The 26,999-nt window shown below is 48.2% G+C and carries 24 protein-coding genes; 15 read left to right on the forward strand and 9 right to left on the reverse strand.

From position 1 onward, the window contains the following. Window positions 1-10: 10 nt before the first annotated feature. Window positions 11-628: a response regulator gene (locus tag ACTJJJ_RS12685; RefSeq protein ID WP_188934655.1), complete on the reverse strand. Its 618-nt coding sequence runs from the start codon at window positions 626-628 to the stop codon at window positions 11-13. A gap of 16 nt (window positions 629-644) precedes the next feature. Then, window positions 645-2,576, reverse strand: coding sequence for an ATP-binding protein (locus tag ACTJJJ_RS12690; protein ID WP_188934653.1), 1,932 nt, complete (start codon window positions 2,574-2,576; stop codon window positions 645-647). Window positions 2,577-2,779: 203 nt separating this feature from the next. On the opposite strand from ACTJJJ_RS12690, the gene ACTJJJ_RS12695 reads away from it, so the two are divergent. From ACTJJJ_RS12695 to ACTJJJ_RS12715, 5 genes are all read left to right on the forward strand, one after another. Beyond that, a complete protein-coding gene (locus tag ACTJJJ_RS12695; RefSeq protein WP_188934651.1) occupies window positions 2,780-3,205 on the forward strand; it encodes a hypothetical protein in 426 nt (141 codons plus the stop codon). 45 nt (window positions 3,206-3,250) lie between these two features. Beyond that, window positions 3,251-4,156, forward strand: a complete 906-nt coding sequence (locus tag ACTJJJ_RS12700) for a hypothetical protein (RefSeq protein ID WP_426292859.1) — start codon at window positions 3,251-3,253, stop codon at window positions 4,154-4,156. Window positions 4,157-4,665: 509 nt separating this feature from the next. Beyond that, a complete protein-coding gene (locus tag ACTJJJ_RS12705) occupies window positions 4,666-4,788 on the forward strand; it encodes a hypothetical protein (RefSeq protein WP_262892423.1) in 123 nt (40 codons plus the stop codon). 33 nt (window positions 4,789-4,821) lie between these two features. Next, entirely contained in the window at window positions 4,822-5,931 is a 1,110-nt protein-coding gene (locus ACTJJJ_RS12710; RefSeq protein ID WP_440701973.1) for a sterol desaturase family protein, read from the forward strand. A 193-nt stretch (window positions 5,932-6,124) separates the two neighbouring features. After that, complete coding sequence (locus ACTJJJ_RS12715; protein ID WP_440701974.1) at window positions 6,125-7,237, forward strand: PDDEXK nuclease domain-containing protein; 1,113 nt, start codon at window positions 6,125-6,127, stop codon at window positions 7,235-7,237. On the opposite strand, the gene ACTJJJ_RS12720 is transcribed toward ACTJJJ_RS12715, so the two are convergent. Beyond that, window positions 7,234-7,731 carry a DUF1579 domain-containing protein gene (locus ACTJJJ_RS12720; protein WP_188934643.1) on the reverse strand — a complete coding sequence of 166 codons (498 nt, stop codon included), beginning with the start codon at window positions 7,729-7,731 and terminating at the stop codon, window positions 7,234-7,236. The genes ACTJJJ_RS12715 and ACTJJJ_RS12720 overlap by 4 nt on opposite strands. Window positions 7,732-7,929: 198 nt before the next feature. Between ACTJJJ_RS12720 and ACTJJJ_RS12725 the strand changes: the two genes are divergently transcribed. Further along, window positions 7,930-8,949 (forward strand): GlxA family transcriptional regulator, encoded by a 1,020-nt coding sequence (locus tag ACTJJJ_RS12725; RefSeq protein WP_188934641.1) that lies wholly within the window; start codon window positions 7,930-7,932, stop codon window positions 8,947-8,949. 50 nt (window positions 8,950-8,999) lie between these two features. Here the strand turns inward: ACTJJJ_RS12725 and ACTJJJ_RS12730 are convergent, their stop codons facing one another. Together ACTJJJ_RS12730 and ACTJJJ_RS12735 are read right to left on the reverse strand one after the other, a co-directional pair. Beyond that, entirely contained in the window at window positions 9,000-13,175 is a 4,176-nt protein-coding gene (locus ACTJJJ_RS12730; protein ID WP_440701975.1) for a carbohydrate-binding protein, read from the reverse strand. Between the two features lie 145 nt (window positions 13,176-13,320). Beyond that, entirely contained in the window at window positions 13,321-13,572 is a 252-nt protein-coding gene (locus tag ACTJJJ_RS12735) for a filamentous hemagglutinin (protein ID WP_440701976.1), read from the reverse strand. A 162-nt stretch (window positions 13,573-13,734) separates the two neighbouring features. Here ACTJJJ_RS12735 and ACTJJJ_RS12740 point away from each other — a divergent pair, with 162 nt between their 5' ends. Together ACTJJJ_RS12740 and ACTJJJ_RS12745 are read left to right on the forward strand one after the other, a co-directional pair. Next, a complete protein-coding gene (locus ACTJJJ_RS12740; protein ID WP_440701977.1) occupies window positions 13,735-14,688 on the forward strand; it encodes a YjgN family protein in 954 nt (317 codons plus the stop codon). 17 nt (window positions 14,689-14,705) lie between these two features. Further along, window positions 14,706-15,794, forward strand: a complete 1,089-nt coding sequence (locus ACTJJJ_RS12745; protein ID WP_440701978.1) for a M48 family metallopeptidase — start codon at window positions 14,706-14,708, stop codon at window positions 15,792-15,794. A gap of 56 nt (window positions 15,795-15,850) precedes the next feature. Here the strand turns inward: ACTJJJ_RS12745 and ACTJJJ_RS12750 are convergent, their stop codons facing one another. Both ACTJJJ_RS12750 and ACTJJJ_RS12755 read right to left on the reverse strand, forming a co-directional pair. Continuing rightward, window positions 15,851-16,705, reverse strand: a complete 855-nt coding sequence (locus tag ACTJJJ_RS12750) for a hypothetical protein (protein WP_440701979.1) — start codon at window positions 16,703-16,705, stop codon at window positions 15,851-15,853. 350 nt (window positions 16,706-17,055) lie between these two features. Beyond that, window positions 17,056-17,943: a hypothetical protein gene (locus tag ACTJJJ_RS12755; protein ID WP_440701980.1), complete on the reverse strand. Its 888-nt coding sequence runs from the start codon at window positions 17,941-17,943 to the stop codon at window positions 17,056-17,058. A 196-nt stretch (window positions 17,944-18,139) separates the two neighbouring features. Here ACTJJJ_RS12755 and ACTJJJ_RS12760 point away from each other — a divergent pair, with 196 nt between their 5' ends. Beyond that, window positions 18,140-18,928 carry an SHOCT domain-containing protein gene (locus tag ACTJJJ_RS12760; protein ID WP_188934629.1) on the forward strand — a complete coding sequence of 263 codons (789 nt, stop codon included), beginning with the start codon at window positions 18,140-18,142 and terminating at the stop codon, window positions 18,926-18,928. A gap of 72 nt (window positions 18,929-19,000) precedes the next feature. Here the strand turns inward: ACTJJJ_RS12760 and ACTJJJ_RS12765 are convergent, their stop codons facing one another. After that, window positions 19,001-19,816 carry a hypothetical protein gene (locus ACTJJJ_RS12765; protein WP_440701981.1) on the reverse strand — a complete coding sequence of 272 codons (816 nt, stop codon included), beginning with the start codon at window positions 19,814-19,816 and terminating at the stop codon, window positions 19,001-19,003. A 269-nt stretch (window positions 19,817-20,085) separates the two neighbouring features. Here ACTJJJ_RS12765 and ACTJJJ_RS12770 point away from each other — a divergent pair, with 269 nt between their 5' ends. Beyond that, complete coding sequence (locus tag ACTJJJ_RS12770) at window positions 20,086-20,961, forward strand: mechanosensitive ion channel family protein (RefSeq protein WP_440701982.1); 876 nt, start codon at window positions 20,086-20,088, stop codon at window positions 20,959-20,961. A 78-nt stretch (window positions 20,962-21,039) separates the two neighbouring features. Here the strand turns inward: ACTJJJ_RS12770 and ahcY are convergent, their stop codons facing one another. Beyond that, window positions 21,040-22,356: an adenosylhomocysteinase gene (gene ahcY, locus ACTJJJ_RS12775; protein ID WP_188934623.1), complete on the reverse strand. Its 1,317-nt coding sequence runs from the start codon at window positions 22,354-22,356 to the stop codon at window positions 21,040-21,042. Between the two features lie 311 nt (window positions 22,357-22,667). On the opposite strand from ahcY, the gene ACTJJJ_RS12780 reads away from it, so the two are divergent. The 5 genes from ACTJJJ_RS12780 (at window position 22,668) to ACTJJJ_RS12800 (ending at window position 26,999) form a co-directional block, all read left to right on the forward strand. Next, window positions 22,668-23,765: a sensor histidine kinase gene (locus ACTJJJ_RS12780; RefSeq protein WP_440701983.1), complete on the forward strand. Its 1,098-nt coding sequence runs from the start codon at window positions 22,668-22,670 to the stop codon at window positions 23,763-23,765. Window positions 23,766-23,770: 5 nt separating this feature from the next. After that, complete coding sequence (locus ACTJJJ_RS12785) at window positions 23,771-24,493, forward strand: LytR/AlgR family response regulator transcription factor (RefSeq protein WP_188934619.1); 723 nt, start codon at window positions 23,771-23,773, stop codon at window positions 24,491-24,493. 149 nt (window positions 24,494-24,642) lie between these two features. Further along, the gene (locus tag ACTJJJ_RS12790) at window positions 24,643-26,112 is read left to right on the forward strand and encodes a PKD domain-containing protein (protein ID WP_440701984.1); all 1,470 of its coding nucleotides are present in this window, start codon (window positions 24,643-24,645) and stop codon (window positions 26,110-26,112) included. A 106-nt stretch (window positions 26,113-26,218) separates the two neighbouring features. Next, window positions 26,219-26,542 carry a hypothetical protein gene (locus ACTJJJ_RS12795; RefSeq protein WP_440701985.1) on the forward strand — a complete coding sequence of 108 codons (324 nt, stop codon included), beginning with the start codon at window positions 26,219-26,221 and terminating at the stop codon, window positions 26,540-26,542. After that, window positions 26,529-26,999 (forward strand): hypothetical protein, encoded by a 471-nt coding sequence (locus ACTJJJ_RS12800; RefSeq protein WP_440701986.1) that lies wholly within the window; start codon window positions 26,529-26,531, stop codon window positions 26,997-26,999. Before ACTJJJ_RS12795 ends, ACTJJJ_RS12800 begins: the two co-directional genes overlap by 14 nt.

Below are 26,999 nucleotides of genomic sequence, written 5' to 3' on the forward strand. Positions count from 1 at the left end.
TAGTGGGATTTTAAATCAACCCCAACCCCGCTGCCAGCTTGATCAGCGAAGCGGTATTTGACACTTCGAATTTGATCAGCAGATTCTGCCGGTGGCTATTGACCGTGGTAACACTTATGAACAATTGTTCCGCGATTTGAGGATTGGTAAGCCCTTCCGCAATCAAAACCAATACTTCTTTTTCACGTCTCGTTAAAAACGGCACCGTTTTAGGTGCAGCAGCAGGCGTTACCTGGTCGAACTGCACATTCATGAAATAGCCGCCGGCTTGCACCTGCGTGATGGCCTCGAGGATATCTTCTTTGCCCGAACTTTTGATCAAATACCCCGAGGCCCCGTTCTGGATCATGCGCGAAACGTAGGCGCGTTCGTTGAAGGTGCTCAATGCGAGTGTTTTAACCTCAGGAAACTGGTCTTTCACCTTCTTGCATAGGTCGATACCGCTGATGTCGGGGAGGTTGATGTCGAGAAATGCGATGTCGACTTCATTACTTTTCAGGAACGCAATGGCGTCGATGGCGTTGGTAGCCGTTCCTACGACTTTCACTTCGTCCACGTCCGCGAGCAGCGATTTCAGTCCTTCCAGTACCAGCGGGTGATCGTCTACGATGAGGATTCTGACACTCATAAGTTCTTTTTTGGGGTTAAAGTACGATTTCAACAAGTACCGAGGTGCCTTCGCCCGGTTTCGACTGGATGTCGAGGGTGCCGTTCAGGTAGTCGACGCGGGCCTGAACGTTGCGAAGGCCTGCACCCTTATTTTGTTCGAGGTTTTTGATATCAAACCCTTTCCCATTGTCTTCCACGGTTACGCTCACATTGTTTTCAACCCAGGTAAGCTGCACCTGCGCTTCCGTAGCGTCTGCATATTTGAGCACGTTGTTGAGCAGTTCCTGGATAATGCGGTAAAGCACGACTTCTACCTGCGAATCGAGACGTTTGTCGTCGAAGCCGAACGCCTGCATATTCACTTTCAGTCTGCCCGACGCACTGATGCCTTCACAAAAATCGCTCAGAGCGTCAATTAATCCGAAGCGTACAAGCGATTCGGGCATCATGCTGTGGGCCACGCGGCGCATTTCGCTGATGGCACCGTCGAGTTGGGTTAGGGCCCTGGTAAACGTCATGGCGCTTTCCTCGGGCAGGATTACGTTTCCTTTCACGGAATTCAAAGTTAGTTTAATGCCTGATAATAGTCCGCCCAGACCGTCGTGCAGGTCGCGGGCCACGCGGGTGCGTTCTTCTTCCTGTCCTTTCAAAATAGAATTGGTGGCTACCAATTGTTTTTCCTGCTGCAATTGCAGCACCTCCTGCTCGGCTACGCGCCGGCGGAAAGCAATGTTCCTGTAAACCAGGATAGCGATCACAAGCAGCCCGACGAGCCCGGCGATGAGGCCGTAAATCAGTGTATTACGGGTTTGCTTCTCTTTTTCGAGTGTAACGATCTTGTTTTCCTTCTGAGCGGTCAGGTATTTGGTATCGAGTTCTTGCAACTGTTTTTGAATATCGATTCCTTGAATGGAGTCGTTCATGATCGAGTACTTCATCAGGTACTCGTAGGCCGCCTTGTAGTTGTTTTGCCGTGCAAGGTCGGTCGCGTAATCTTCATAAAGCTCCACCAAATGGTCGGTCATATTGTTGGCTTCGGCGATTGTGAGCGCTTCCTTCGTGTATTTAGCCGACAGGTCTATTTTATTGGCATCTTCCGCGAGGAACATCAATGCACGGAGGCAATCGAGTTCGAGAAACACATTGCCTGATTTCCGGGCGAGGTCAAGCCCTTTCTGGCCATAGACCCACGCTTCGTCAAGATTTTTCAAAAGTCGGTTGGTGCGGCAAAGGCCGGCGTAAGCCTGGGTAATGAAAATATCGGAATGGATTTTTTCAGCGACCACCAACCCTTCCTTGAAATGCGCGAGAGCGTCGTTATACCTTTTCAGATTGAAATAACAGCCGCCAATGTTGGTAAGAATATCCGCCAGTTGCAGGCTGTCCTTCATCGGGCGTGCCAGTTGCAATGCTTTTTGCTTGTACACTACCGACTTATTGAACAGGTTGGCGTGCTCGAATGCTGTTCCGATACTGATGTAAAGCCGGGGCAAAAACTCCTTCATGCCCAGTTTATCGAATTGGCTGGCGGCCTGCTGGTAGTATTGTATTGCCTGCCTGAAATTACCCATGTAGGTGTAGCTGGCTGCGATGTTGTTGAGGCTCTTGCCGATGTTCACCTGGTGCTTCATGCGCTTGGCTATTTCCAGGCTTTCGCGGTTCAATTTCAGCCCTTCCTCGAATTTTCCCTGTAAATTCAGGATGTAGGTGTAGTTGGAACGGAACTTGAACCGGCCGGTATCGTAGTTGAGCTGCTCGCTCAGTGCGTCCGCTTTGAGGTAATATTTACCTGCGCTATCGAGGTTGTGGTTTTCATAATACTGCCCGTATTCAATGTAAGCCAGTACCCGGTTGGTATCCTGCCTGCTGGTCTGAAGTCGTTTCAGAATGGCGACGGGATCTGGGTTTTGTGCAAATGCCGCGCTGCAAAAAAAGACTAGTAAAAGTGCTCGTAAATATAATTTCATCGGACCCGGAGAGTAGAATGGATTGGAAAATTACGGTGGCAAAAGTCTGAAATAAAACCTTTTAATAATATCCTATAAACATATGATTTTTCAAAAATCATGCTTTTATAGGATTGATCCCGGCCTTCCGGATAGGCTACCTTTGTGATGTCGGAAGGCAAAAGATTATCTCATCCATTATCCATTTCAAATCAAATACAGCCATGAAAAAGATTACATTTTTGAAAAACATTTTTGCTCTGTTGTTGCTTAGCACGTTGATGTTCGCTTGTGAGGACAAAGACAAGGACGTATCCCCGGAATTGAGTTCGAAAGCAGCAGGGATTTACAAGGTTACCAAGCTTACCGTCGACGGGAAAGATTATCCTCTCGATATCGCCAAAGCAAGCATTACCATCGAGCTAGACAAGTTCTCTTCCGATGTAGTTACCGGAAAAATGAAAATGACCATAGACGGCGACCGCGAACCGGATGAAAACCTCGGAACTTTGAACCTCAAAAATGCCGGCAGTACAGGAATCGATATTTATGAGGGGACCGACAAAGTGGGGAATGTGAAGGACGATAAGCTCAACATCTTCGTGGTCTTCGAAGGCGACGAATACGAGATGGCCGCAACCCGGCAATAGCAGGATCTTTGCAATTATAGATTACCCTTGATTACAATTACAGCCATGAAAAATAGAATAGTACCCTTTTTCCTCTACACATTCTGCATTGCGTTCCTGAATTTTACTTTCAGCGATGAGTTTGAAGAATACGGAATCAGCCAGAAGGACATTCAGAACCGCCTCTGGAATGGTTTGCAGGCGCCTTCGGTAACCGTGCCGTACTTTGGAAGTTCTGTAAAATCGGCGTGCCGCTCGCTGGCACCGGACGCTCAGGCGACGGCGATTAAGAAGGCGGGTGGTTTTGTGAAAACCTATTTCAATTCGGAGGACTTCCAAAAGCGTTATACAGAATCGATCGCGAAAAAGTACCCGAAACTTGAAACGGCCGTTAGCGAGCAACGCAAGGCGGAAATTCGTGCCAACCGTTTGAAAGGCGTGCAGGGGTTGCAGGCCAAGGATATGGAACCGGTGGTGGACATTCAGATCCAGTCGGCGGAGACATTTGTAGGCATGGAAAGTATGCTTAGCAGCATACCGGCCGAGCAGCGCGCGGATTTTAAGAAGCAGATCGAAGACGGCAAACGCAATGCGGCATTTTTCAAAAAGATCAAACCGCTTTTGAAAACCAATATGGAGGAGTTCAAAAAGCAGTATGCCGAGTACCTGGCGGCTGACGAGATCCGGCAGTCGGAGCAGACGCTGGCACGGAATGCGAAGAGCAATGTAGATGAGTACGAGAAGCTGAAAGATCCGAAAAAGGTACTTACCGCCCGCCTCACCGACTTCCTCAATCAAAGCAAGGCTGTGGATTTTGCGGCGCAGACGAAGGAAGTGAACGGTCGCAGGAAGTTTGTGAATGCAGCTTACGAAGGCAAAAGCGATGTGTGGAAGTTTTGTTACCGCATGGGCGCGGCGCCCACCAACACCGCTCGTGCGTTCGCACAGCAATGGCTTACCGAGTTGAAATAAATTGGTTTATATAGAATCGACAGAGAGGTGTCATTGATGCCTTTTCTGTCTGATCCGTGGCTGACAGCGCGTTACTGTCGCCACGGATTTTTTTATTTTCAAGAAAAATTGAATTGACCTATTGCATTTCTAAAAACATTAAACTTACTTTGTCTATCAAATAAGTATAGTATTAAAAACAAAGCTCCTGAACCACCCCTGAGCTGAGTATTAATCCAGGCATCTTAGATATGAGCGCGGTTAATTTACTTTGTAAGGCCCCGTCGGGGGAAGTGGTAGGGCATACCTTCACGCTTTGTTTTTCCCAGATCCATTCCAATTGCTGTTGTTGAAACGGCAATTCATCTCTGACATTTATCGGAAATATCCCGCCTGACAGTCATGGCTGATCATCTGAAATTTTCGGTGGTTGGCGATTTCAGTTGCCGGCTGTGCTGTCCCGGGGTATTTCCGTACCCATATTACCCGCTGCGTTTATAGTAAACCGGTACTACTACACCATTTCAAATATGTTCACATTTTCAGACGTGGTACTGCTCGCGAGGAAGATCGCCGTCGGCATTCTGCTTACATTCATTCCGTTTGTCCTGATCGCCGGAGGCATTTGGCTGGCGTGGAAATTATTTATCTGACAGCTCGTTTCACCATAAAAAATCAAATCACGCATGAAATTGGATAATGTACTGGCCCGGAAGATTACCCGCGACGGCCTGATCAGCGTGGTGCTTTACATCGCGCCCATTTTTTTGATGTTTGCCAGTTTCCAGGTATTCGACTACCGGCCGTGGGAGGGAAGCAACGAATTTCCTTTCAAGGCTCCGGCATTTATCGAGGCGGTTTTTAAGAACCTAAGCAGTTGGGGCTTACCGGTAATCGTGCTCGTACTGGGCGTGATCGAGTTCGCAGCCGGGTTGTACGAAAACAAATGGACCAAGAATGAGCGGATTCTGGATATTGTCTGCTTTGTGGTTCCTAAGCTGATTATCCGGCCGTTTGTCGCCTATTTCGGATTGAAATTCCTGCCGCTGGTTCTGCCCGAAGCAAAAAATGCATTTGAATGGGTGCCATTCTGGTGGGCATTCCTGATCATAGCGGTGGCCGATGACCTCACGCAGTACTGGTACCATCGCCTGCATCACCAGGTACCCTGGCTCTGGCGCTTCCACCGCACGCACCATTCCGCCAACTACATGGGGATGGCCATGGCAAGCAGGCAGAACGTAATTTACACGCTGTTTTTCTCACAGACTTATCTTACCATCGCACTTACTTACCTGGGCCTGGGTTACGCGGCATTGTTTGTGAAAGTGATCAAATCGTTTATCACTACCGGTGCGCATTCGAGTATTCCCTGGGATAAGCCTTTCTATGAAATCAAATGGCTGAAACCCATCGGCTGGGTATTGGAAAGGCTGATTTCCACTCCGGCCACACACCATGCACACCACGCCGACACGACCGACGACGGGATAGGCTATTACAAAGGAAACTTCGGTAATATGTTCTTCCTCTGGGATATCATTTTCGGGACCGGCATCATCACCCGCAAATACCCGTCATCGTACGGCATTAAACATTACCAGGAGGAAGAATGGTACGCGCAGTTTATGTGGCCCATTTTCAAATCCAAGAAGGAAGGTAGCGAGCTTTCGCACAATGGACCGGTTGTTGGTGACGCGGTTGCGGATGTACCCGGACCCATTCCGCTTAAACCGGAAACTCTAACTACTGCGGCAGTCGGTACTGCGGCAGTCGGTACTGCGGCAGTCGCTTAAAAAATACCTAGTGACCATTGGCTTGACTGATGGTCATTTTTTTGTATTTCAAAACTTAGAAATAGTAGTTAATCTGCCTGACTGATGGCTTTCTGAACCTGAGGATAATTAGGTTAAGCCATCGGAGGATTGAATGAGGTCGGGAAAGCGGGATTGCCGGATCTTTTGGCTTTCTCTCCAAAACTTCATCAATATGGCTGATTTTAATGCTTTGGTAACAACCATTCAGGAAACCAATTTTACCCTTCAACAAAGTGCTTCGAAGGCAATCAACAGGTATTTAACCATCCGCAATTGGCTGATTGGTTTTCACATCGTGGAATTTGAGCAGAACGGGGAAGATAGAGCGCGATATGGGCAACGACTAATAGAGGAGCTGGCAACGGCTTTGGATACGGCAGGATTAAGCGTAAGGAGCCTGAAATTATTCAGGCAATTCTATTTCACCTATCCTCAAATTGGGCAGACAGTGTCTGCCCAATTCAAAAGTATGCCTTCAATCAGGCTAAATAATCTGCCAGCGAGGCTAGATAAGGTCAATGATTTTGTAGATGATCAAAGCCAAAAAATTTCGATCGATGCAGAAACATTGCTTTCCCGATTATCATTTTCGCACCTCGTCCTGCTACTTCCACTAAAAGAGCCTGAAAAGAGAGCATTTTACGAAAAGCAATGCATTAAAAGCAATTGGAGCGTCGCCGAACTTAAAAGGCAAATCAATACGCTTTACTACGAGCGCTCAGGAATGAGCCTCGATCCGGAGGCATTGGGCCGGAGCGTTGACGAAAACGCCCAGCGCCCGGGCATTGCAGACATTATCAAATCTCCATTCACCTTTGAATTCCTTGGGCTTAAAGCCAAAGACGTGGTTTACGAAAGTGACCTGGAACAGGCCCTGGTCGACAACCTGGAAGCTTTTCTGATTGAGCTAGGCCATGGTTTCTGTTTTGAGGCAAAGCAAAAACGCATGGTTATCGGAGATGAATATTTTTTCGTGGACCTTGTATTCTATCATCGCATCTTAAAATACCATGTTCTGATCGAGTTAAAGACCAATGAAGTCAAACATGAACACATCGGCCAGCTTAAAACTTACATCAATTACTACAAGAAAGAAATTATGAACCGGGACGATAACCCGCCAGTGGGTTTATTACTGGTGACGGATCAGAACCGGGCGCTTGTTGAATACGCGGTCGCGGATAGCGATATGCAATTGTTTGTAAGCAAATATGTCGTGAGCCTTCCAAGTAAGGAACAATTGCAAACCTTCATCCAAAACGAACTGGCCCAAATGCGGTCTTAACTAATTCGTTTATAAACCGTTTCCGTGGCCTTGTCTTCCTGACCCTCCGGCGAAATGTTATAAGCTGTAATGATCAATGTGTCCGGGTCTTTCAGCTCGGCAACGGTGCGCCAGTTCCAGGGCGCAGGATACTCGGGCACGCTATATTGACCCAATACAGAAAAGCCATTTTCGGTAGGCGTGCCGTTGGAAAGCATCATACCGGTTCCCATGTGAAAGCTGTCAATCCAGAATGCCTGCGCATGGCTGTTGGGAATATCGAAACCGTAAATGGCTATGCCCTGGAACGGTTTGCCGTTGATGCTGCCCTGGTATTCGTGCAGGAGGAAGCTGCCGCCGAGGATGGATTTGATCGTACCTTTCATCTCGGATTCGTCTGCAAGAACGTCAGGTTCGAACCACGTTTTGGTGAGACCTTCCCAACTGCCGGTTAATGCCTGGAGTTGATGATGTACGCCGGATTCCAGCGATGTTTCAAATTTCGATTTGGACATAGGATTTAGATTTTGATTACCGCGCCACCGCAGCAGTGCTTTCGTAATAAATTTTTATCAATATAGGGATCTAAAATTTAATAAAAATGAGATATGAAGCAATTGCTTAAAACGTCATGTGAGAGGGGTATTTGGGACAAAATTTCTATATTGGTGCCCGCTTTGGTCTGAATATCAAAGTTTAAACACATCAACAACATGATACAATTAGGTCTATTAATTACCAACCGGCACCGATTATTGAGCGTAGCGGCGATTCTGGATGTATTCGAATCGGTGAACAGCTTCTATGAGCGAGCCAACCAGCCGCACTTCTTCCAAATTACGCTGTTCTCACCTGATCCTGAACCCGGGAAATTCTACGGCGCTTACCCGATGCAATCAATTAACGAATTTGCCAGGCAGGACCTCATACTCGTGCCGGCATTCGGTGCGGGCGATGTGCAACTTTCGGTGAAGAGCAACCAAAGCTGTATTCCCTGGCTTTGGGAACAATATAAAAATGGGGCCGAACTGGCCAGCTTTTGCACGGGCGCATTCCTGCTCGCAGGAGCGGGTCTGTTGAATGGCAAGCACGCGACTACGCACATCGACGCCGCGGAGGCACTCGCTTCGAATTTTCCCGACATCATCATGAAGAGCAATGCCGTAGTGACCGAGGACAAAGGTATTTTTACGAGCGGTGGTGCTACGAGCAGTTTCCATCTCATGCTGTACCTGATACAGCGTTTTTGCGGAAAGGATCTTACGCTGCGGACCGCGAAAATGTTTGCCATAGATATGGACCGCGAGCAGCAAACCTATTTCGGGACTTTCGCTCCACCTCAAAATCACGGTGACGGATTGGTGAATATGGCGCAGCAGAAAATCGAAAAGGAATACCAGGAAGGCAGCACCATTGAAGTCCTCATTCAGGACATCCCGGCGAGCCGCAGAAATGTGGTGCGACGGTTCAAACAGGCCATTGGAGTGACGCCCATTGAATATTTGCAGCGGACGCGCATTGAGGCCGCAAAGAAACTGCTGGCGCAGACCGATCAAAGCGTGCTGGAAGTTATGCTTAACTCAGGTTATAACGACTTGAAATCTTTCCGGCAGCTGTTTAAGAAAAGTACCGGCGTGACGCCGAAAGAGTATCGCGACAAGTTCAATATAGCGCGGTTGGAGTCCGGAGGAAGCTGGAACCGACGAATGAGCAGCGCCTCTTACCTTGATTAAAGCAAAACGCCCGGATCGTAAATCCGGGCGTTTTGCTTAGGTATGTTTTGTTAATTGACCTTGGCAATCTTGCGGAATGCGCGGTCGTTGCCTTGCCTTATTTCAACAATGTAAATGCTGGCAGGAAGTTGTGTGATGTTTAGCTGGTGCGAGAAGCGGTTTGTTGTTTTGTTCACCTGCATATTCTTGTAAAGCGTACCCGATTTAGCATCAAAAATGCGGATTTCGATCTGCCCGGTGTTGCTGTTAGCAAGATCGATGCTTACAAAATCGGAGGTAGGATTAGGATAGACTTTCGCATCAGCATGAAGCGAAACTTCTTCCTCTAAAACTGGCGCCGCTACTTCTATTGCTGCCCGTCGTGCATTCTGAGCGTCCGCCGCGAGAACGAAAATTGGCGTTTCGCCCGCCGTAACGGTTACTTTGCCATCCACGATCGGCAACTCGGTCATGGCCATATTATCGGCACCGGCGGTCGGGGTGTAAATCCGCGCAATGCCCGATTGGTTCAGGTTGACGGTATATTCGGCGGTTCTTCCTATTTCATCGGGTACTGTCAGAATAAACAGCGATTGGCCATTCAGTTCATAGCGGTCCACGATCGGATCGTTGTGGAGCGTTTCCTTGTATTCATATTGACCGAACAGCTTCTGCGTTTGCAGGAAATAATCGGCAGATGGCCGGCGAGTCTGGTCATTGTTCACGAACCCGGCCGATGCGAACATGCCGCCACTGCCGTTATCGTCATACATTTGGTAGAAAAACAGTTTCTCGACACCATTGCGGGCGGTAAACAGCGAGGTACGTAAAATCCAGTCTGCTTGTGTCTGCAACGCTGATTTATTACCGATAGGGATTGCTTTAAGCGGGCTGTCCTGATGTACATCGTAACCGGCCTCGGTGTTCCATATCGGGAGGTCGTTGGAGATTTCGCGGGTCACTTTGACGAAATTTTCGAGTATTTGTTTCGCATTGGTAACCTCTGGCGCCGCACCGCGGGTAGAAGTGCCGCTTTGGCTCGACGATGCATTGTCGGTATAAAGGTGGAAATTCACAACGTCCCAGCACAGATTCACGGAGCCATCCGCGTTGTAGCCCCGGAATTCCTTGCACCAGTCAACCATTCCTTTTACAAAATCAGGACCGGTAACTAATCCGGCGATAACCACTTTCATGTTGGGATCGGCGTTTTTAACACCCACACCGGCGCCCATCGTGTTTTTGTGTCCATCGTAAAATGCCGACATGTTAGCCGCATATTCGCGGGCGGTCTGGTAGCCTTTCCGGCCCTTCCACCATTTATCGCGCTCGTTGTCGCATTCGATGTATTTGATCAGATTGAGGCCGATTTTGATGGTATTAACCGGATCGTTGGTCCAGCGTGGAGTGGTTGAAACGCTCAGAAGAGAAGGGTCGACGTTGGTGTTGCTTCCGTAACGCGCCGCGTATTGGAATGCAACCCTGGCCTGTTCGATGTACGAAAGCGGGTCGGTAAAGCTCTTTCCGTAGCGCACCGGTACATTTTCCGGGTCGCGCTGGTCTTCGGGGTAAGTCTCCCGCATCCAGCCGGGTTGTGTTTTAAGACAGGCCAATACCTCAATGCCTTCCTGTTTGCAGCGTTCGTAGATCAGGTCGTAGTTCCAGCTTCCGCTCAATGTCGGATTGTAAGAGAAAACGCCTTCCGATGATTCCAGCTTTTCCCAATCCATATAGTGCCGCAGGCCGGTGAAGCTCTTTGCAGCCTGCACCTTCGATTCCACGAGCGATTCGGTATGCGCCCCATCCTGGAAATACCATTCGTAACCATTCACACCGAGCATATCGTTCAGTTTAATGTGCTTGGTCCGTGCTGGCTTCGAAGGTTCAGTACCTGGTGTGTAGCTTCCGTAAAATTCGATTTCCGTAGGCAATGTGTTCGACATCGTCATCACCAGGTAACGGATATTGCTCATCGGCTGATCCAGCTTGAATTGCGCATCTCCGGACAGCTGGCGATTGGGGTAGGGACCAACCCAGCCATTGTAAATTTCACCCGTAAAAGTTGCGACCGGAATGCGTTCCCATTGATCGGTAATTACAGAAAGTACCAGGGGGAAATCCTGCGCACTACCTGTGAAATCGAAGAATTTGACACCATTAAGCGTAATTTGCTCCCCTTCTTTCAGCGGGTAGTAGGCTTCGTAATTATTGATCACCTTTCCCCAGCCCGTGAGCACATTCTCCTGCGTATTGCCGTCGAACAACCCATCGAGGCCGTTGGCTGCATTGGTGAGCTGGTACCAACGCTTCGGGTCGATCGGGATTTTGGTGCCAAGGGCCGGGTTGTTAGGACTGGAATTGTCGGAAACCGTAAACGTTCTGGCTACGTTTTCCGCTGTCAGATAATTATTGTTGCCCGCCTGAGAAGCTGTAATAGTGACCTGTCCGGCACTATGAATGGATGCTTTCCAGATACCAGTTGCATTCGAAACCGAAACGATGGATGGGTTGGAAGAAGTAAATTGCAGGGGAGTCTCGGGGTTGGTACTGCTGGCGGTCAGGTTGAATGAGCCATCGGTGAGATTTTTGTCTGAAATAGGTTCAAAAGTGATAACGGACTGGCCCTGAACGGAACCGGGGATTACTTCAAACCAGTTGAAATTGAATGCACCGCGATTGGCGAAAATGCGGAATACCTGGCTACCGGCTTCCAGCTGCACGGTCGTACGAACGGTCGTATAGTTCTGCCAGCCGCCGGTTTGCGGTACATCCACGCTTCCGAGCACCGTGCCGTTTGTGTTTTTGAACTGGATATTGCCATTTCCCCACTGGTTGGCTACCCTGAAATTGATGGTATAGGTACCGGCCGTTGGTACATTCACATTGTAGTCCAGCCAGTCATTGTCATCGATATAGTTTACATTAATGTCGCCATCCACATCACCTGTAACTTCCGTACGGACATCCGACGCGACATCGAAAGTTTCCGCCTCTATTCTGCTCGTCAATGCGCGGGATTCTTTCACTTCGAACCAGTTGAAATTCCATCCGCCTTTGGTAGCAAAAACCTTTAACCGCTGATTTCCTGCTGGCAGGGAGGCGAGCATACTCACCGTCTTCCAGCCCTGCATACCACCCGTTTGCGGCAATAAAATGTTGCCTAGCTCCGTGCCATCGCTGTTTTTAAGCGCAAGTGTCGCCTCGGGGCTATACCCGTTTGCAATGCGGTAGCTGAATGTAAAAATGCCCGGGGTCGGGACATGGACGTCGTAGTCCATCCAGCTGTTGTCCTGGATCCACGCTACATTCTGGCCGCCGTCGGTATCTTCCGTATTCTGAAGTTGTACGCTGTAAGAGTCATCATAATTTTCGGCTTCAATTTTGGCGGGTAAGATTGTACCCGTAATTCGCGCACTTGCAGATACAAATGCGAACCAGTTGAAGTTAAAAGCGCCATTTCGTGCAAAGAGCCGCACTACCTGGCTGCCCGCGGGGAGAGGGACTGTCGTACTGATGGTCACCCAGTTCTGCCAGCCTCCGGTTTGAGGCACATTTACCTGCCCGAGCACAGTGCCCGACGCATTTTGGATTTCAATAACGCCGTTCCCATAGGCATTAGCGACCCTGAACTGGATTTCATACTCACGCGCATTCGCGAGATTCAGGTTATAGTCCAGCCAGTCATTATCGTCGATATAGCCTACATTCTGGCCGCCGCCTTCATCGCCGGTATCTTCGGTTCGCACTTCATACATCGCATCGAAGCTCTCGGCTTCCACTTTTCCCGAGGAGAGCGCACGGGAGCCGCTCACCTCGAACCAGTTGAAATTCCAGCCACCTTTTTCTGCCAAAATGCGGATCGTCTGATTTCCCTGCGAAAGCAATGCCACGAAAGAGACTGTTTTCCAGCCCTGCATGCCGCCGGTTTGAGGCAGAACAACCCGACCGAGCGTGGTGCCTCCGGCCGTTTGCAAAGCCAGCGTTGCTTCGGGGCTGTACCCATTCGCAATGCGGAACCTGAATGTGTAGTAGCCCGCCGACGGCGCCTGCACTGCATAATCCATCCAGCTGCCGTCCTGAATCCAGCCCACATTTAGGCCACCGTCCACGTCCGAGGTGTTTTCGGTGCCGACGGCATTCATTGTAGTATAATCCTCTGCTTCGATCTTTCCGGGAAGTATCTTATTTGACTGAGCCTGAATAGAGAAAGAGAGTAGTAAAAAACAGAGCGTAAAAATTTTAGCCATTCGTCGGGTCTACAAATAAATTTAAGTGAAGATACGATGAATTTAATTTCGGCTACAATTTTTGTAGTACTTTTTGTAGCGCCCGTTTAAATATAGTTGCTTAGTTATGAAATAACTTCAAAATAAAACATTCTGTAAAAGTCGGTTACTTAAATGCCGGGATGCCCGGCTCCTCGCCCGGCAGTGGTTCTATCTCTGGTACAATGGGTTCTACGGGCGGGAGTTCGGGCTGTGGCTCGACAGGCGGTGTTTCTGGATCCTGTTCATAAGGCGGGGTTTCTTCGGGTACGTCAGGTGACGGCACCTCAGGGCGGGGGTCGAACGGCGGCGTTTCGCGCGGATCGCCCCCGCCATTCGTGGTATCCAGGTATTCGTTAGCCAATTGATAAATATCCATGATTTCCAGTTGTTTTGATGAAATGAAATGTGAGTAGTCTGATAAAATAACTGTGCCGGAGAATAACTGGTTTTCAAATTTTTGTGCCTGATAACGGCTGATTAATCTATTAGTACATTGAAATTTTTATATTTGACCCTCTTCAAATTCAAATCTAACTAAATGGAACAGCACGAAACCCGCCAGGTTACCTTCTACGGAGAGGGTGCCAAACTATTCGGTATTTACATTGTCAATATTCTTTTAACACTTGTCACGCTCGGACTTTACTATCCCTGGGCAAGGGCCGCGTTATTGAAATACTTGTATGAGGAATCCGAATTCGAAGGAAGCCGTTTTACGTTTCATGGAACAGGAAAGGAAATGTTTATCGGTTTTATCAAAGCGATCGGGATTTTCCTGGGCCTTTATTGCATTCTTTTTGGTGCCGCGGCAACGCGTAACATGACCATCACACTTATTGGCGTGGCTGTCTTTTATATCGGGTTCCTGCTCCTGATCCCCATTGCCATTCACGGTGCGCTTCGTTACAGAACATCCCGGTCGTCGTGGCGGGGTATCCATTTTGGTTATCGGGGAGACAGAAAGGAATTTCTGAATATGTTTATCGTAGGCAGCCTTATTACCCTATGTACATTTGGCATTTACGGCGCGTGGTTTGTCATTGAAATCCGGAAATATATTTTCAAACACCTGCGTTTCGGAAGTATTACATTTTCATACGAAGGCGAAGGCAGTGCTTTTTTCTGGATGAATTTAAAAGGCTATATGCTGACGCTGATCACTTTCGGAATTTATTCTTTCTGGTGGGCAAAAGACCTTTTCGCCTATTATGTAAACAACATCCGGATGTACCAGGGCGAAACGGCGCTGCCTTTCCGCTCGACAGCCACCGCCGGAGGGTATTTTAAGTTGATCGCGGTCAATATACTGATCATCATTCTGAGCCTTGGCCTGGCAACGCCCTGGGCGATTGTGCGGGCAATGCAATTTGTGTTTTCCAATATTCATATCGATGGTCCTCTGGATGTCAATGCGATCACTCAGACCGAAGCTGATTATAGCGATGCGACCGGTGAGGATCTCGCGGATATGATCGATATTGGGCTTGTTTAACCGATTCTGCTGGCTTCATGTACAATTTTAGTGTCCGTTACCACGACGGAAGACTGTCCATCGCGCACGACGCGACGCTCACCCTTATGCCCGATCACTGGCTCATTCATTACCGTGATCCCTCGGGCGAGCTCACTTCGGTGCGATGGACGTTGCCGGGCATCGTGACGGACGAGAATTTCAGCCATCTCTTTATTTTCCGTTTTGGAGAATTTCCGCAGCAAACTATCGAATGCAAAGACGGAAATCTGCCGGAATCGCTCAAAAAACGCTACCCCGAACGGCCCTTTTTCAAAAGGCGGGTTACCGATATTTTTAAGCTGAATAATACCGCCATCGCTGGCGTGGCTTTCACCGTATTGATGCTGATAGGCCTTGGTTACTGGTTTGGACTTCCCTGGCTGGCTGGCGCGGTGGCTGCGCGTTTCCCCACGAGCGCAGAGATAAAAATGGGAGACACGATGTACGAGAATATGATTCGTGCCTATGAGGTGGACGACCAGCTGACGGCCAAACTGAATGACTTTGCCAAAGCCATCGACTTTAAAACCAATTATCCGATCCGCGTGACCGTCGTGACAGAAAGCGACGCCAATGCATTTGCCCTGCCCGGCGGCAACATCGTGGTATTCGAGGGTATTCTTCGTAAAATGAAAACCAAAGAAGAGCTTGCTGCATTGCTTGCGCACGAGGTATCGCATGTGCATTACCGGCACTCCCTGCGCAATATTTTCCGAAGCCTGGGCGGTTATCTGTTCCTTTCCCTGCTCCTGAACGACATCAACGGCATCGTCACCATTCTCGCTGACAACTCCAACGCCCTCGCGAACCTCACCTATTCCCGGGAGCTCGAAACCGAAGCGGATAGCAAAGGAATGGATGTCCTGCAAAGCAACGGGATCCGCCTGCAAGGATTTGTGGATTTATTCGCATTACTCCAAAGCGAACATGGAGATGTGGGAAGTTTGAAATTGCTGAGTACGCATCCGCTGACGGGGGAGAGGTTGCGGGCGGCGGAAATGATGGTGAGGGGGCAGAAGGGGGTAGTTGCGAATAGAGAATTAGAAAAATATTGGCAGGTTATTGCCGCTGCTGAACATAAATAGCGGGCCACAAAGTGCCCCGCTATGACAGTAAAAATTATTCGACTGCGTTCTTCTATTTATATTCCTTGCCAGTTTGCAGAATATTTAAAAGTTTCGGTAATACTCCCACTAGGAGTATTATTTGTAGACAGCTGCGTAACCTTTGTACTTACAAGCCCGTTACCGTCGACTGTGTAAGTAAATTCCTGTTCGCTATCTAATGCATTAGGATCAACCCACTGCAAAGAGACCTTTTGTGGAAGTACGTCGCACAATTTTCCGAAGAAGGGTAGGTATTTGTCAATATGCTCTCGTTTGGCGGGCGTTGGGTAATTATCGGCATTTGCGGTATATGCAAATGTTTGTTCGAACAGAGTTGCCGATTGAGCGTTCTGCAATGTAATTTTTGTTAACCGATAGACGCCAGTTGCATTGTTGAAATTGTAAGAGTACTTGTATAAATTCTTGTACACGCCATTGTGAGAGAACTTTATTTCATCCAAATATCCTTGCGCTGTATATTTGTACTCGAAGTAATCGCCGGCAACATTGTCTTCGCTGGATATGCAGACTCCATTGGATATTTTATACTTCACTTGGCCTAAAAGCGCGTTGTTCGATTTGGCATATTTCTTTCTAGTTATCCACAAATCTCCGGCAGGATTATTGTCGTCGTAAGTGTATTCGTAACGATCATTGATGGCAATTGCCTTTGAGGTTTTTCCAAGAAACTTTCCACTTTTGATATATTGTATCGAAGTTCCATTGTCGTCTATCAGCCTGAGTAGAGAGGATAGTTTTGTATTCTGTTCATTCCTTTCAACGCCTGCCGTTTCGGCTGGGACGATCGTTTGGTCGTTGGTACATGCCGTCAGCAGCCCCGCCAGCATCAGGCTCTTTAATAAGTTACCTGCAATGTGAATTTGTTTCATAATTTTTGTGATAATAGATTAATAAAAAATAGTTTTCATTTCAAACTTAGTAGTAATCGAAAGAATGGGAAAATTTATTGGCTTAACGGTGTGTGTTGGTATGTTAATGGTAAACGACATTTAATTAATCTACTCATTTATTCGTTTTTTGTAGTTATATTTTTGGGTAATTTAGAAGTTAATAGGATACTTATTTAGGATTGTTTTTTGGAGAAAAAACAGATATTTGATACTAAAAACTACTCTAATTATATAGTTTAATACAATTACTTGCAGTGAGAGGCATTTTAGACAAAAAGACCGCCAGGTCGACGGTCTCTTTTGTTTAAATTAAGAAATGAATAGCTGAATTATATCCCTGGTACCCATGCCATATAATTCAAAGCAGCGTAAGTCGATTGCTTGCCAGCTTGATTGCCATAACCAAGCGGGTAATACTCTTGCGAGCGGGATATGGCATATCCGTCACTGTCGATTGAATAGAAATATTTGTAATATGGCTTAGTCTGGTTTGTATACGGTAGTGGAGTTATTGTGACCTGTTGGACAAGCATATCACTGAATTTTCCGAAAATTCGAAGGTATTTATCTAGATCTGAATGAACGGGGTTTAAAAAATATTTGTCGGGCTTCGGAGCGACTGCCCAGTTGCCCGATCCAATCGAATATAAAAAAGAAACTTCCTTGTACGCTCCGTTACTATTCGAATAAGTTGTTTTAGTGAGACGTTCGGCGTCGGCAGCGGCGTCGTAAATGTAATTAAAGTCAACTTTTATACTACTTCCCTCGCGAGATATGGTGTTTAACCGACCTGTTTCATTATAGCTGTAAATAGAATTTTGATTGTCTGTGATATTGAAACTTTTAATACACCTTTTGTTGACCACGTGATATTGAATTTCTTTAATCAGGGTGTTGGTCGATTTTGTATAACGTTTACTTGTAATCCAGTAATCTCCCTGAACGCCGCTGTCGTTATAAGAATAGTTGGTGTAATAAGACGGCTCACTAACCTTTGATAAATAGCCTGTGTATCGGCCTGTCTTGTGATATTGCAGGTTGTTATCACCGTCGCTTACAAGTTTGATTTCACTTGCCGCAACTTTTGCATTGTTGTCGCCGGAAGTGTTTCCGATTGTGTCGGCGGGTGTCATCACGTCTTCATTCTGGCAGGCGCCGAGCAGGCCCAGCACTAACATACCCTGGATGACCAATGTGGTGGTTCTGTTTAGTTTCATAATAACGTTAATTGAATTGAACAATTGATTTAACTTCTTCAAACATAGCCTGCACTTCGACAGCTTGAAAAAGCGATACCCGATCGGGGCTTGCGGGCTAGTTGCCGGTTTGGAAAGTGTGATTTTGCTCGAATTTCTGTCGTTTTGGGTCAGGGTGGCATCGTTTTTGCAATGCCCTCCTCAAACTCAATATATCATGAAAGAACTCACTCAGGAAGGTCGGCGAAAAGTCGATGGCATTGCAGGCCAATATAATTTGCGTCCGGAAACCGTTGAATCGCTCCTGAAAGCGGTTGTTCAGGGAAATGGGACGATGGCGCAATTCAACATTGCGGAATTGGGCGGACAGGGCCAATGGATGAAGGGCGGAATGACGATGGTAGGAGATATGTTTAACAGCGGCCTGCGCGCGACTGTGGACAAGCTCTGTAACGAACTGGCGGCTCTCGTTGCGACGAATATCCTGTTCGAAGAAAAAGAGGCAATTCATGGTCCAAATGGCAGTTCAGCCGCAAACGACATTGCGGGGGCATCGCAGAAGCAGGTTAGCACATCGTGGCCAACGGTTTTCGGTACTCCAACTTCTACCGGTTCCCAAAACAATTTCCGCTACGCTTATTTTGAGGCTGTGCATCGTTTGGTCATTGAGGAGAATGGGAAACGTACGATCTATGATACCAAGCATCATCAGATATCCGGTATTTCCCAGCAGCAAGGCTCAGGGAGTTCCTATCGATTTACAAGCAAGGACGGTCCGGTCGACCTTGAAAGTCTACAAATTGTTTCTGATCCGGGCAAACCGAGCCAGCCAACACCGGAAATCGCTTACGACGTAACTGCAACTGCCGACTTGCGCAGTGGCGATCAAAGCCCGCAGGATATTATCATTTCGACGATTGGAAAACTGAATGTGCTTCTTGAAAAGGGGCAGATTACGGAGGAGGAGTTTAAGGCTAAGAAGGAGGAGTTGCTAGCGAGGTTATGATTTGGTTGATTTTGTAGACGAACACCAGGCTTGGTAATTTCGGCTACCAAGCCTGGTCTTTACTTATTGCGACTAAATGCCCCCCACGGGAGAAGAATACTTCCTTTGGGTTACGGAAATGATAGTTCCATCAGTTTTCTTAAGGGTTACAGTGTTTGCCCTGCCATCGGCGTCAAGGGCGTACTCGTATAAGAAGGCGGTCATCAGTTTTGTCCCACTAGACAAAAACGTATTGTCAGTGACCAATTTCGCGAGGTTCGTGTTGAACTTGCCAAAAATCGGCAAGTACTTTCTGCCATTGGTCGGCAGACATTCCGGATTCATCGGGTTTAGGTCGGGGATAATACCTCCCGCTGTATAACTATATGTAGTCTCCCTCTTTTTGATATTGAATTTATCATAGAACGTTACTTTTGAAAGAGATTTCGTCTGTGCGGCTGGGTCATTTTCATAGGCGAACTCTTGCCGTTCATTAGGCTCAAATTTGTTGTAACATTTTGTTAGCTGGCCGTTAACATTGTATTCATAGTTGAAGACTTTGTCAGTGGAGCTTTGAGTGCAAAGCCCATTTGCATCAAGCGTGTACAAGTCGACATCCATTTGCTGTTTGGTTGTCTGATTGTATTTTGTGGCCGTCACGTTTTGTGCAGTATAGGTAAATTCCCAGAAGCTATTTAAGCTTTGATCAATTTCTTTCCACAGAACAGGCCTTCCCACAGTTGCATAGGCAAGGTCTTTACCTCCATCTTTGATTAGCAGAATGTCCGCTGTCTTCGCATTCCGGTCCGATATCGTCGCAGGTGTCTGCGGATTAAGCGCGGTTTCATTTCCTGTCTGGCAGGCGCTCATCATCGCTGCCATGTAAATGCCTGTGGCCGCAATGGCCATGCCTCGAAGTAGTTTCATAATAATAAGCGTTAATGGTTGAAAAAAATGATTTTAAATCCATTAAACATAGGTCGGCCGGATCTGGAGAATGAAATCCGATGGGCGAGTGGTCGGTTCGGGGAAGCTTGCGGTGTTATAGAGGATGGCGTGATGTAAAAAGCGGCTCCTAATGCTTATTTTTGCGTGCCGCACAACATTTCTGGGCCGCAGCCTGTTTAAAATGCGCCGGGTTTACTAGTTCGAGGCCCCGTGCAGTATTAATTTAAAAGATGATTTTCGCACAAATTTCCAAAATAGTAGACCCCATTGCCGTCAAACTCGACCGCTGGACGGTGGACGCTTACCGCCTCTTGCCGAACCTTCTCATAGCCATTATTATCCTGATCGTTTTCAGGTTTCTGTCAAGGCTGGGAGGAAAGTTTATTGAACGGATATTAGGCCATGCATCGCAGAATGTTGCACTCGTGGGACTAATATCGACCATTACCCGGATCGCGATCATTACAACCGGTTTCTTTTTCGCATTAGGTGTGCTGGGTTTGGATAAAACCGTGACGTCATTGCTCGCAGGTGCAGGCGTGCTCGCATTGGCGCTAGGTTTTGCATTCCAGGATCTTACGACCAACTTCATTTCCGGCGCATTCATCGCGATCCAACGACCCATCCAGGTAGGGGATGTTATCGAAACAAATGGCTACACAGGGAAAGTGCTCTCTATCGGCCTCCGGTCGGTGAAGCTGGATAACTTCGAGGGTCAGCAAGTGGAGCTGCCTAGCAAGGATATTTTCCAAAAGCCGATCCTGAATTTCACGCATTCTGGCGAAAGACGTGTACGGATGGAGGGTAGCATTGGCTATAAAGACGATCTGGCGGTAGTGGAGAGCCTTGCGCTTAGCGTGATCAGGAAGCTGGATTTTATCGACCCTCTCAAAGTGATCGAATTTAACTTCACGCGTTTTACGGAGAAGAGTATCGATTTTGAAATACTTTTCTGGATCCGGCAGGACAAAATAGGTCCCGGGCCGGCGAAAAGTGCGGCGATGAAAGTAGTGAAGCGGGTTTTTGATGAGAATAATATTTCGTTTCCCACGCCAGCGAGGCCTGTCGACCTGCCCCCGGCGTCACCCGGAAAACCAGAGGCGTAAATCCAGGGAATGCAAAAAGCATAAAAAAAGACCGGCCGGTTACGCGAACCAGCCGGTCTTTTCAATATCAATCCTATATTAATAACGGTAAGTTTCCGCTTTGAAAGGACCTTCTACGGATACACCGATGTAAGCAGCCTGCTCATCTGAAAGGATATCCAGATTCGCGCCTACGTGTTTAAGGTGCAATGCAGCCACTTTTTCGTCAAGCGCCTTTGGAAGAACGTATACTTTCTTCTCGTAAGCAGCCGTGTTGGTCCAAAGCTCGATCTGCGCCAAAGTCTGGTTTGAGAATGAGCAGGACATCACAAATGACGGGTGACCCATTGCGCAGCCAAGGTTCACCAGACGGCCTTCTGCCAGCACGATGATGTCTTTGCCTTCCACGTTGTAGATGTCAACTTGTGGTTTGATCTGCGATTTGGTGTGGCCGTAAGATTTGTTCAACCAAGCCATGTCGATTTCGTTATCGAAGTGGCCGATGTTACAAACTACCGCTTTGTCACGCATTTTGAGGAAGTGACGGTCGGTGATGATTTTGTAGTTACCGGTTGCAGTCACGAAAATGTTCGCGCGGTCGGCAGCTTCGTCCATAGTTACTACTTCGAAACCGTCCATAGCAGCCTGCAATGCACAGATCGGGTCGATTTCAGTAACGAGTACGCGGCAGCCTGCACCACGGAGTGATTCGGCCGAGCCTTTACCTACGTCGCCGTAACCTGCTACTACCGCTACTTTACCAGCAAGCATCAGGTCGGTTGCGCGGCGTATAGAGTCAACCAGTGACTCGCGGCAGCCGTATTTGTTATCGAATTTAGATTTTGTAACCGAGTCGTTTACGTTGATAGAAGGCAGGTGAAGCGTTCCGTTTTTGTAGCGCTCGTACAAACGGTGAACACCGGTGGTCGTTTCTTCCGAAAGACCTTTGATGCCGTCGATCAGCTCAGGATATTCGTCGAATACCATGTTGGTAAGGTCACCACCGTCGTCGAGGATCATGTTGAGGGGTTTGCGCTCCTCGCCGAAGAACAAAGTCTGCTCGATACACCAGTTGAATTCCTCTTCATTCATTCCTTTCCATGCGTAAACAGGGATGCCCGCTGCTGCGATCGCCGCTGCTGCGTGGTCTTGCGTAGAGAAGATGTTACAAGATGACCAGGTAACTTCCGCACCCAATGCCGTAAGCGTTTCGATCAGAACTGCAGTCTGGATCGTCATGTGCAAGCAACCCGCAACCCGCGCACCTGCCAAAGGCTGTGACGGACCGTATTCAGCACGGATAGCCATCAAACCAGGCATTTCCGCTTCTGCCAATGTGATTTCTTTACGGCCCCATTCGGCCAGCGAGATGTCTTTTACCTTGTACGGAATGTACGTTTCGGTTGACGTTGCCATTATTTTACAGTTTAGTTAATATCTTGATTTTAATACAAAACTAAGTAGAAAAACCACCAGAGGGAATATTTGCAGATACAAATTCTGATTTATGGGCCTAATTTGGATATTTTATCTTTCAAAGGCTGAATATGGCCGCATTATGAAGTGACAGCCCTGTGATTCACCGGTTGGCGAAGATATTTTGTCTGTACACCAAACAATTACCCGGAAGAGCACCTTATAAATGCCGTTCGTCGACAATAGTATGATGTTGGTCGACAATGCTTTTCAAAGCCGGCATTGGCCCCCTAAATCGTTATCTTTGTTACATGCGCCCTGTTTCCCCGGTACTTAGTTACACCAGGCATCAAAGAATTTTACTGCACATCCTGTTCTGGCTCGCCGTACTGACGATCCTGACAATCATTTACGGTGCAGGTATGCCCGACTACTGGCTTACAGTCGGTATCGTAGCCCTATTTATGCCCATCCACATCGGTTATTTCTACCTGATCGCCTACGTGATCATCCCCCGGTATTTCGACCGGAAGAAATATGTGCATTTTGCGCTCCTTTTCCTGCTGATCATCATTGGTTCTACGCTGGCTTTCAGGTTGATGGAAATACTCGTCGCCGACCCGATCATCTACAATGCGGTAAAAAAGAACGACCCGACGTTTGTCTGGCGGAAGCTGGAAGGAACGTTCAAACAGCAGCTTTTGAAGCCCACGTACCTGATCAGCGCATTCGAGCAGACCAATATTTTCGTATGGATCGCATTGTCGGTGAAGTTTTTCAAGATGTGGTTCGACAGGCGGCAAGCAGCGATGGAGGCCGAGCTGAACTTCCTGAAAGGCCAGCTGCACCCGCATTTCTTGTTCAATACATTAAATAACCTTTATGCATTGACCCTCAAACAATCGCCACAGTCGCCGGGGGTGGTAATGGGCCTGGCGGAGATATTACGCTATATGCTTTATGAGGCCAATACGGAGATTGTACAGCTGGAAAGGGATATCAGTATACTCAAAAGTTACATCGAACTGGAAAAGATCCGGTACGAGGAGCGGCTGGATATTAATTTCAGTATCAACGGCTTATCGCCCGATTCCAAGATCGCGCCGTTGCTGATACTGCCGCTGGTCGAGAATGCATTCAAGCACGGCGCCAGTGAGCAGATCGGGCAGGCGTGGATCAATATGGATTTGCGGGTGAAGAACAATGCGCTGAAATTCAAGATCTCGAACAGCAAACCCGAAACCGCCGTGCACGACGATCGCCCGCATCATGTGAGCATAGGGTTGGCGAACGTGCGCAAACGGCTCGAAATTCTGTATCCTTCGGCCCATAACCTTAAAATCATGGACGAGGAAGATGTATTCGCCGTGATTCTGGAAATTGATCTTGACAAACGTTTGGAAATCTGATATTTATGAAGCTGAAAGCCATTCTGGTGGACGATGAGCCACACGCTATCGAAGTACTGGACAACTACCTCGCCAATTTCGCGGAGATCGAAGTTGCGGCGCGCTGCCAGGACGCCATTCAGGCATTCCAGGTGTTGCAGCAACAGAAGATCGACCTCATGTTTCTGGATGTAAAAATGCCCGGCCTCAAAGGAACCGACTTGCTTAGAAGCCTTAAAAACCCGCCCAAAGTCGTTTTTACGACGGCTTACCAGGATTACGCCGTCGAGGGTTTCGACCTTAATGCAGTGGATTACCTGCTGAAACCCATTCCCTTCGAGCGCTTCCTGCGGGCGATGGACAAGGTTTTTACGGGTTTGAATATTACCAATCAGTCTGTTTCGGTAGCGCAAAAAGCGGTGCCGACAACTCAGGATGTGTTTTTGTATTTAAAAGTAGACCGCAAGATGGTCAAGGTGAACGTCAACGACATTTACTGGATCGAGAGTTTGCGGGATTATATTAAAGTCGTTTTGAAGGACAAGGCACTCGTTTCGAAACAGAAGATCAGTCTTTTGGAAGAACTCCTGCCCGAGGACGCCTTCATCCGCATTCACCGCTCATTTATCGTTTCGGTCGATAAAGTCGAAAGCTACCATTCCCACAAGCTGGAAATCGCCGGTAAGGAGCTGCCCATTGGCCGCAACTTCCGCAACGACTGCCAGCGCCGCTTCAAGCTCACATTTTAAACGGCGCTGCAAAAGGCGTTTGTCGACAAAACCAGCTATTGATCGACACTCGCTTTCCCAGCCTTCTCATGCTCGCCAAATCGGTTTAGAATTGCACCGCCATTGAGAAATGGAAGTAAAATTCATTTAAATCTTTTGGAATATTAGCCATGTTAAAAGCAAGAAGAATTCTTTGGGCAGCCTTGTCCTTTGCCCTGTTGCTGGGTAGCTGCAAGGAAGAAGAAGATGTAAAACCATCCAACACATTGACCGCCAAAGCAGGGGCGGACCAGAATGTAAACGCAGGCTCTGTTGTGAAACTCGACGGCAGTGCTTCCGCCGACAGCGAGAACAAGCCGTTTGAATTCAGCTGGACATTCAGTAAAAAACCGGCAGGTAGCGCCGCCAACCTGGCCGCTGCCAACACCGCCAAGCCTACATTTACCGCCGATGTTGCGGGCGAGTACGAAGTGGAACTGACCATCAGCAATGCCAATGGGCAGAGCAAGGATAAAGTTGTGATTACGGCCACGGTGATCGAACCGATCGTGATCGATGCCAACATCCGCGCCAAACTGACTCTGAACGACCGCATCGACAACCCGGCCATTCCGGATTACATCGTGAATGCGAACGTATCGGTGAATGCGGAACTGGAAATCAAGCCGGGTGTTGTCATCGCATTTGCACGTGATACCCGTCTGGAGATCAACGACAACGGTGGTATCCTCATCGCAAAAGGTGATTCCGCGAAGCCTATCCGTTTCATCGGGAAGGAAACTACCAAAGGTTTCTGGGCCGGCGTAACCTTCCGCTCGTCGAGCAGCGCGAATACACTTGAATATGTGCAGGTACTGCACGCAGGTAGCAAGCCGCTTTATGCTACGACCAAAGCCGGTATGGCAGTTTTGGGAGGCGGTCGCGCGGAAGTGAATATCAAACACTGTCTTTTTGAGCAAAATGCCGGTTACGGACTTTACCTCGAACATGCGGTAATCCTCGGTTCATTTGAAAAGAACAATTTCAAAGAGAATACGGAAGCCGGGATCCTTATGGGTGCCGAAAACGTGAAAAACCTTGACACGGATTCCAAATTCACGAACGGTAACGGTCGCAATGTGGTGGAGATCTTCGCCTCGTCTCTGCCTAAAAATGCCGCCTCGGAAGTAGTATGGAAAGGTTTTAAAGACAAGACTCCTTATCGTTTCCTTGAAAATGTGACTTCCGACGCCAACTGGAAATTGTTGCCCGGCGTGATCATCGAAGTGGGACGTGGAGGTTTCATCACTATCGACGACGGTTATTTCAATGCGGTTGGAACAGAAACAAACAAAATCGTGATCCGTGGTGCCGAAAACGTTGCTGCCTATTGGAAAGGGATGATATGCTTCTCTACCAGCGATAAAAACGTGATCGAAAATGCCGAAGTCTCAGGCGGCGGTAACATTGCGATTGTGTCGGGCAAGAAGGCGAACATTGCTATCTACGGCGGACAGTCCCGCATGACGATCCGCAAATCGGTGATTGCCAACAGTGGTGGCTACGGCATCTTCGTCAACTACCAGGGCACCGTCAATGGCGATGTCGAAACCGTCAACACGTTCAAAGACAACGCGCAAGCGAAGCTGCTGAAAGAGTAAGGTCTTATAATGCTTCTTGTGGTGGTCCCACCCGCTCTCCTGACGGCCTGGCTGTTTCTCGCCAGGTCCCGGAAAGCGCATCGACCGGATGAAATGAATTATAGCCATGAAAATCATAACACATTATATGCTTGCTGGGCTACTGGTCGCTGCAAGTATTCAAAACCAGGCTGTGAGCAAAGCGACTCGCTCCGCCCGCCAGCCATTCCCCGAAAAAGGGTTTTGGGTGACCGAGACAGCGCCCGATAAAAAATCGACGATCGTCAGATATTACGCCCACAGCAACCACCTCGTGTCGGAAACGACCGAACCCGCGTTGCTCGACGTCAGGAAGGTTTCCGTTAGAAAATACCTCAATGAAAAGCTCCGCAAAGAGCTGGAAAAAGATACAACAGGCCAGGCGGCGATCAAGCTTTATGAAATCGATTGAAATGCTGAATATCGTGCAGGCCATTGGCCTGGTGTTATATTTCTTCGTGGCCGCACAGGGCGCTTTTTACCGCGTCGGATTCGGGAAGGCACTTTTCGATATTTCGCCGGAAAGCTTCATCGAGTTGCGCAAAGCCGTCGACCCGCGCGTAAGGCGGCCGCTGAGGGCCCTTTACATTTCTTCGCTTGCGACCACGCTTACCTGGCTGGTTTTGACGGTTAGTGCTGGCGGACTACTTACCTACGGGCCGGTCCTGGTCGCCTTTCTGCTGCTGGTCGCCGATCTGGCACTCGCATTGAAACGCAGTGAGCCGGTGAATGTACTGATCAACGCCGATCTCCTGAATACGCACCAGGGCTACGTCAACGCCCGCGACGAGTGGATGAAATTTATATTCCTACGGGGCTCGCTCGTGGTGGCGGGTTTTGTGGTACTCATGCTGTATGTATGCCTGTAG

The sequence above is a fragment of the Dyadobacter sp. 22481 genome (assembly GCF_052044875.1).
Lineage (GTDB): Bacteria > Bacteroidota > Bacteroidia > Cytophagales > Spirosomataceae > Dyadobacter > Dyadobacter endophyticus.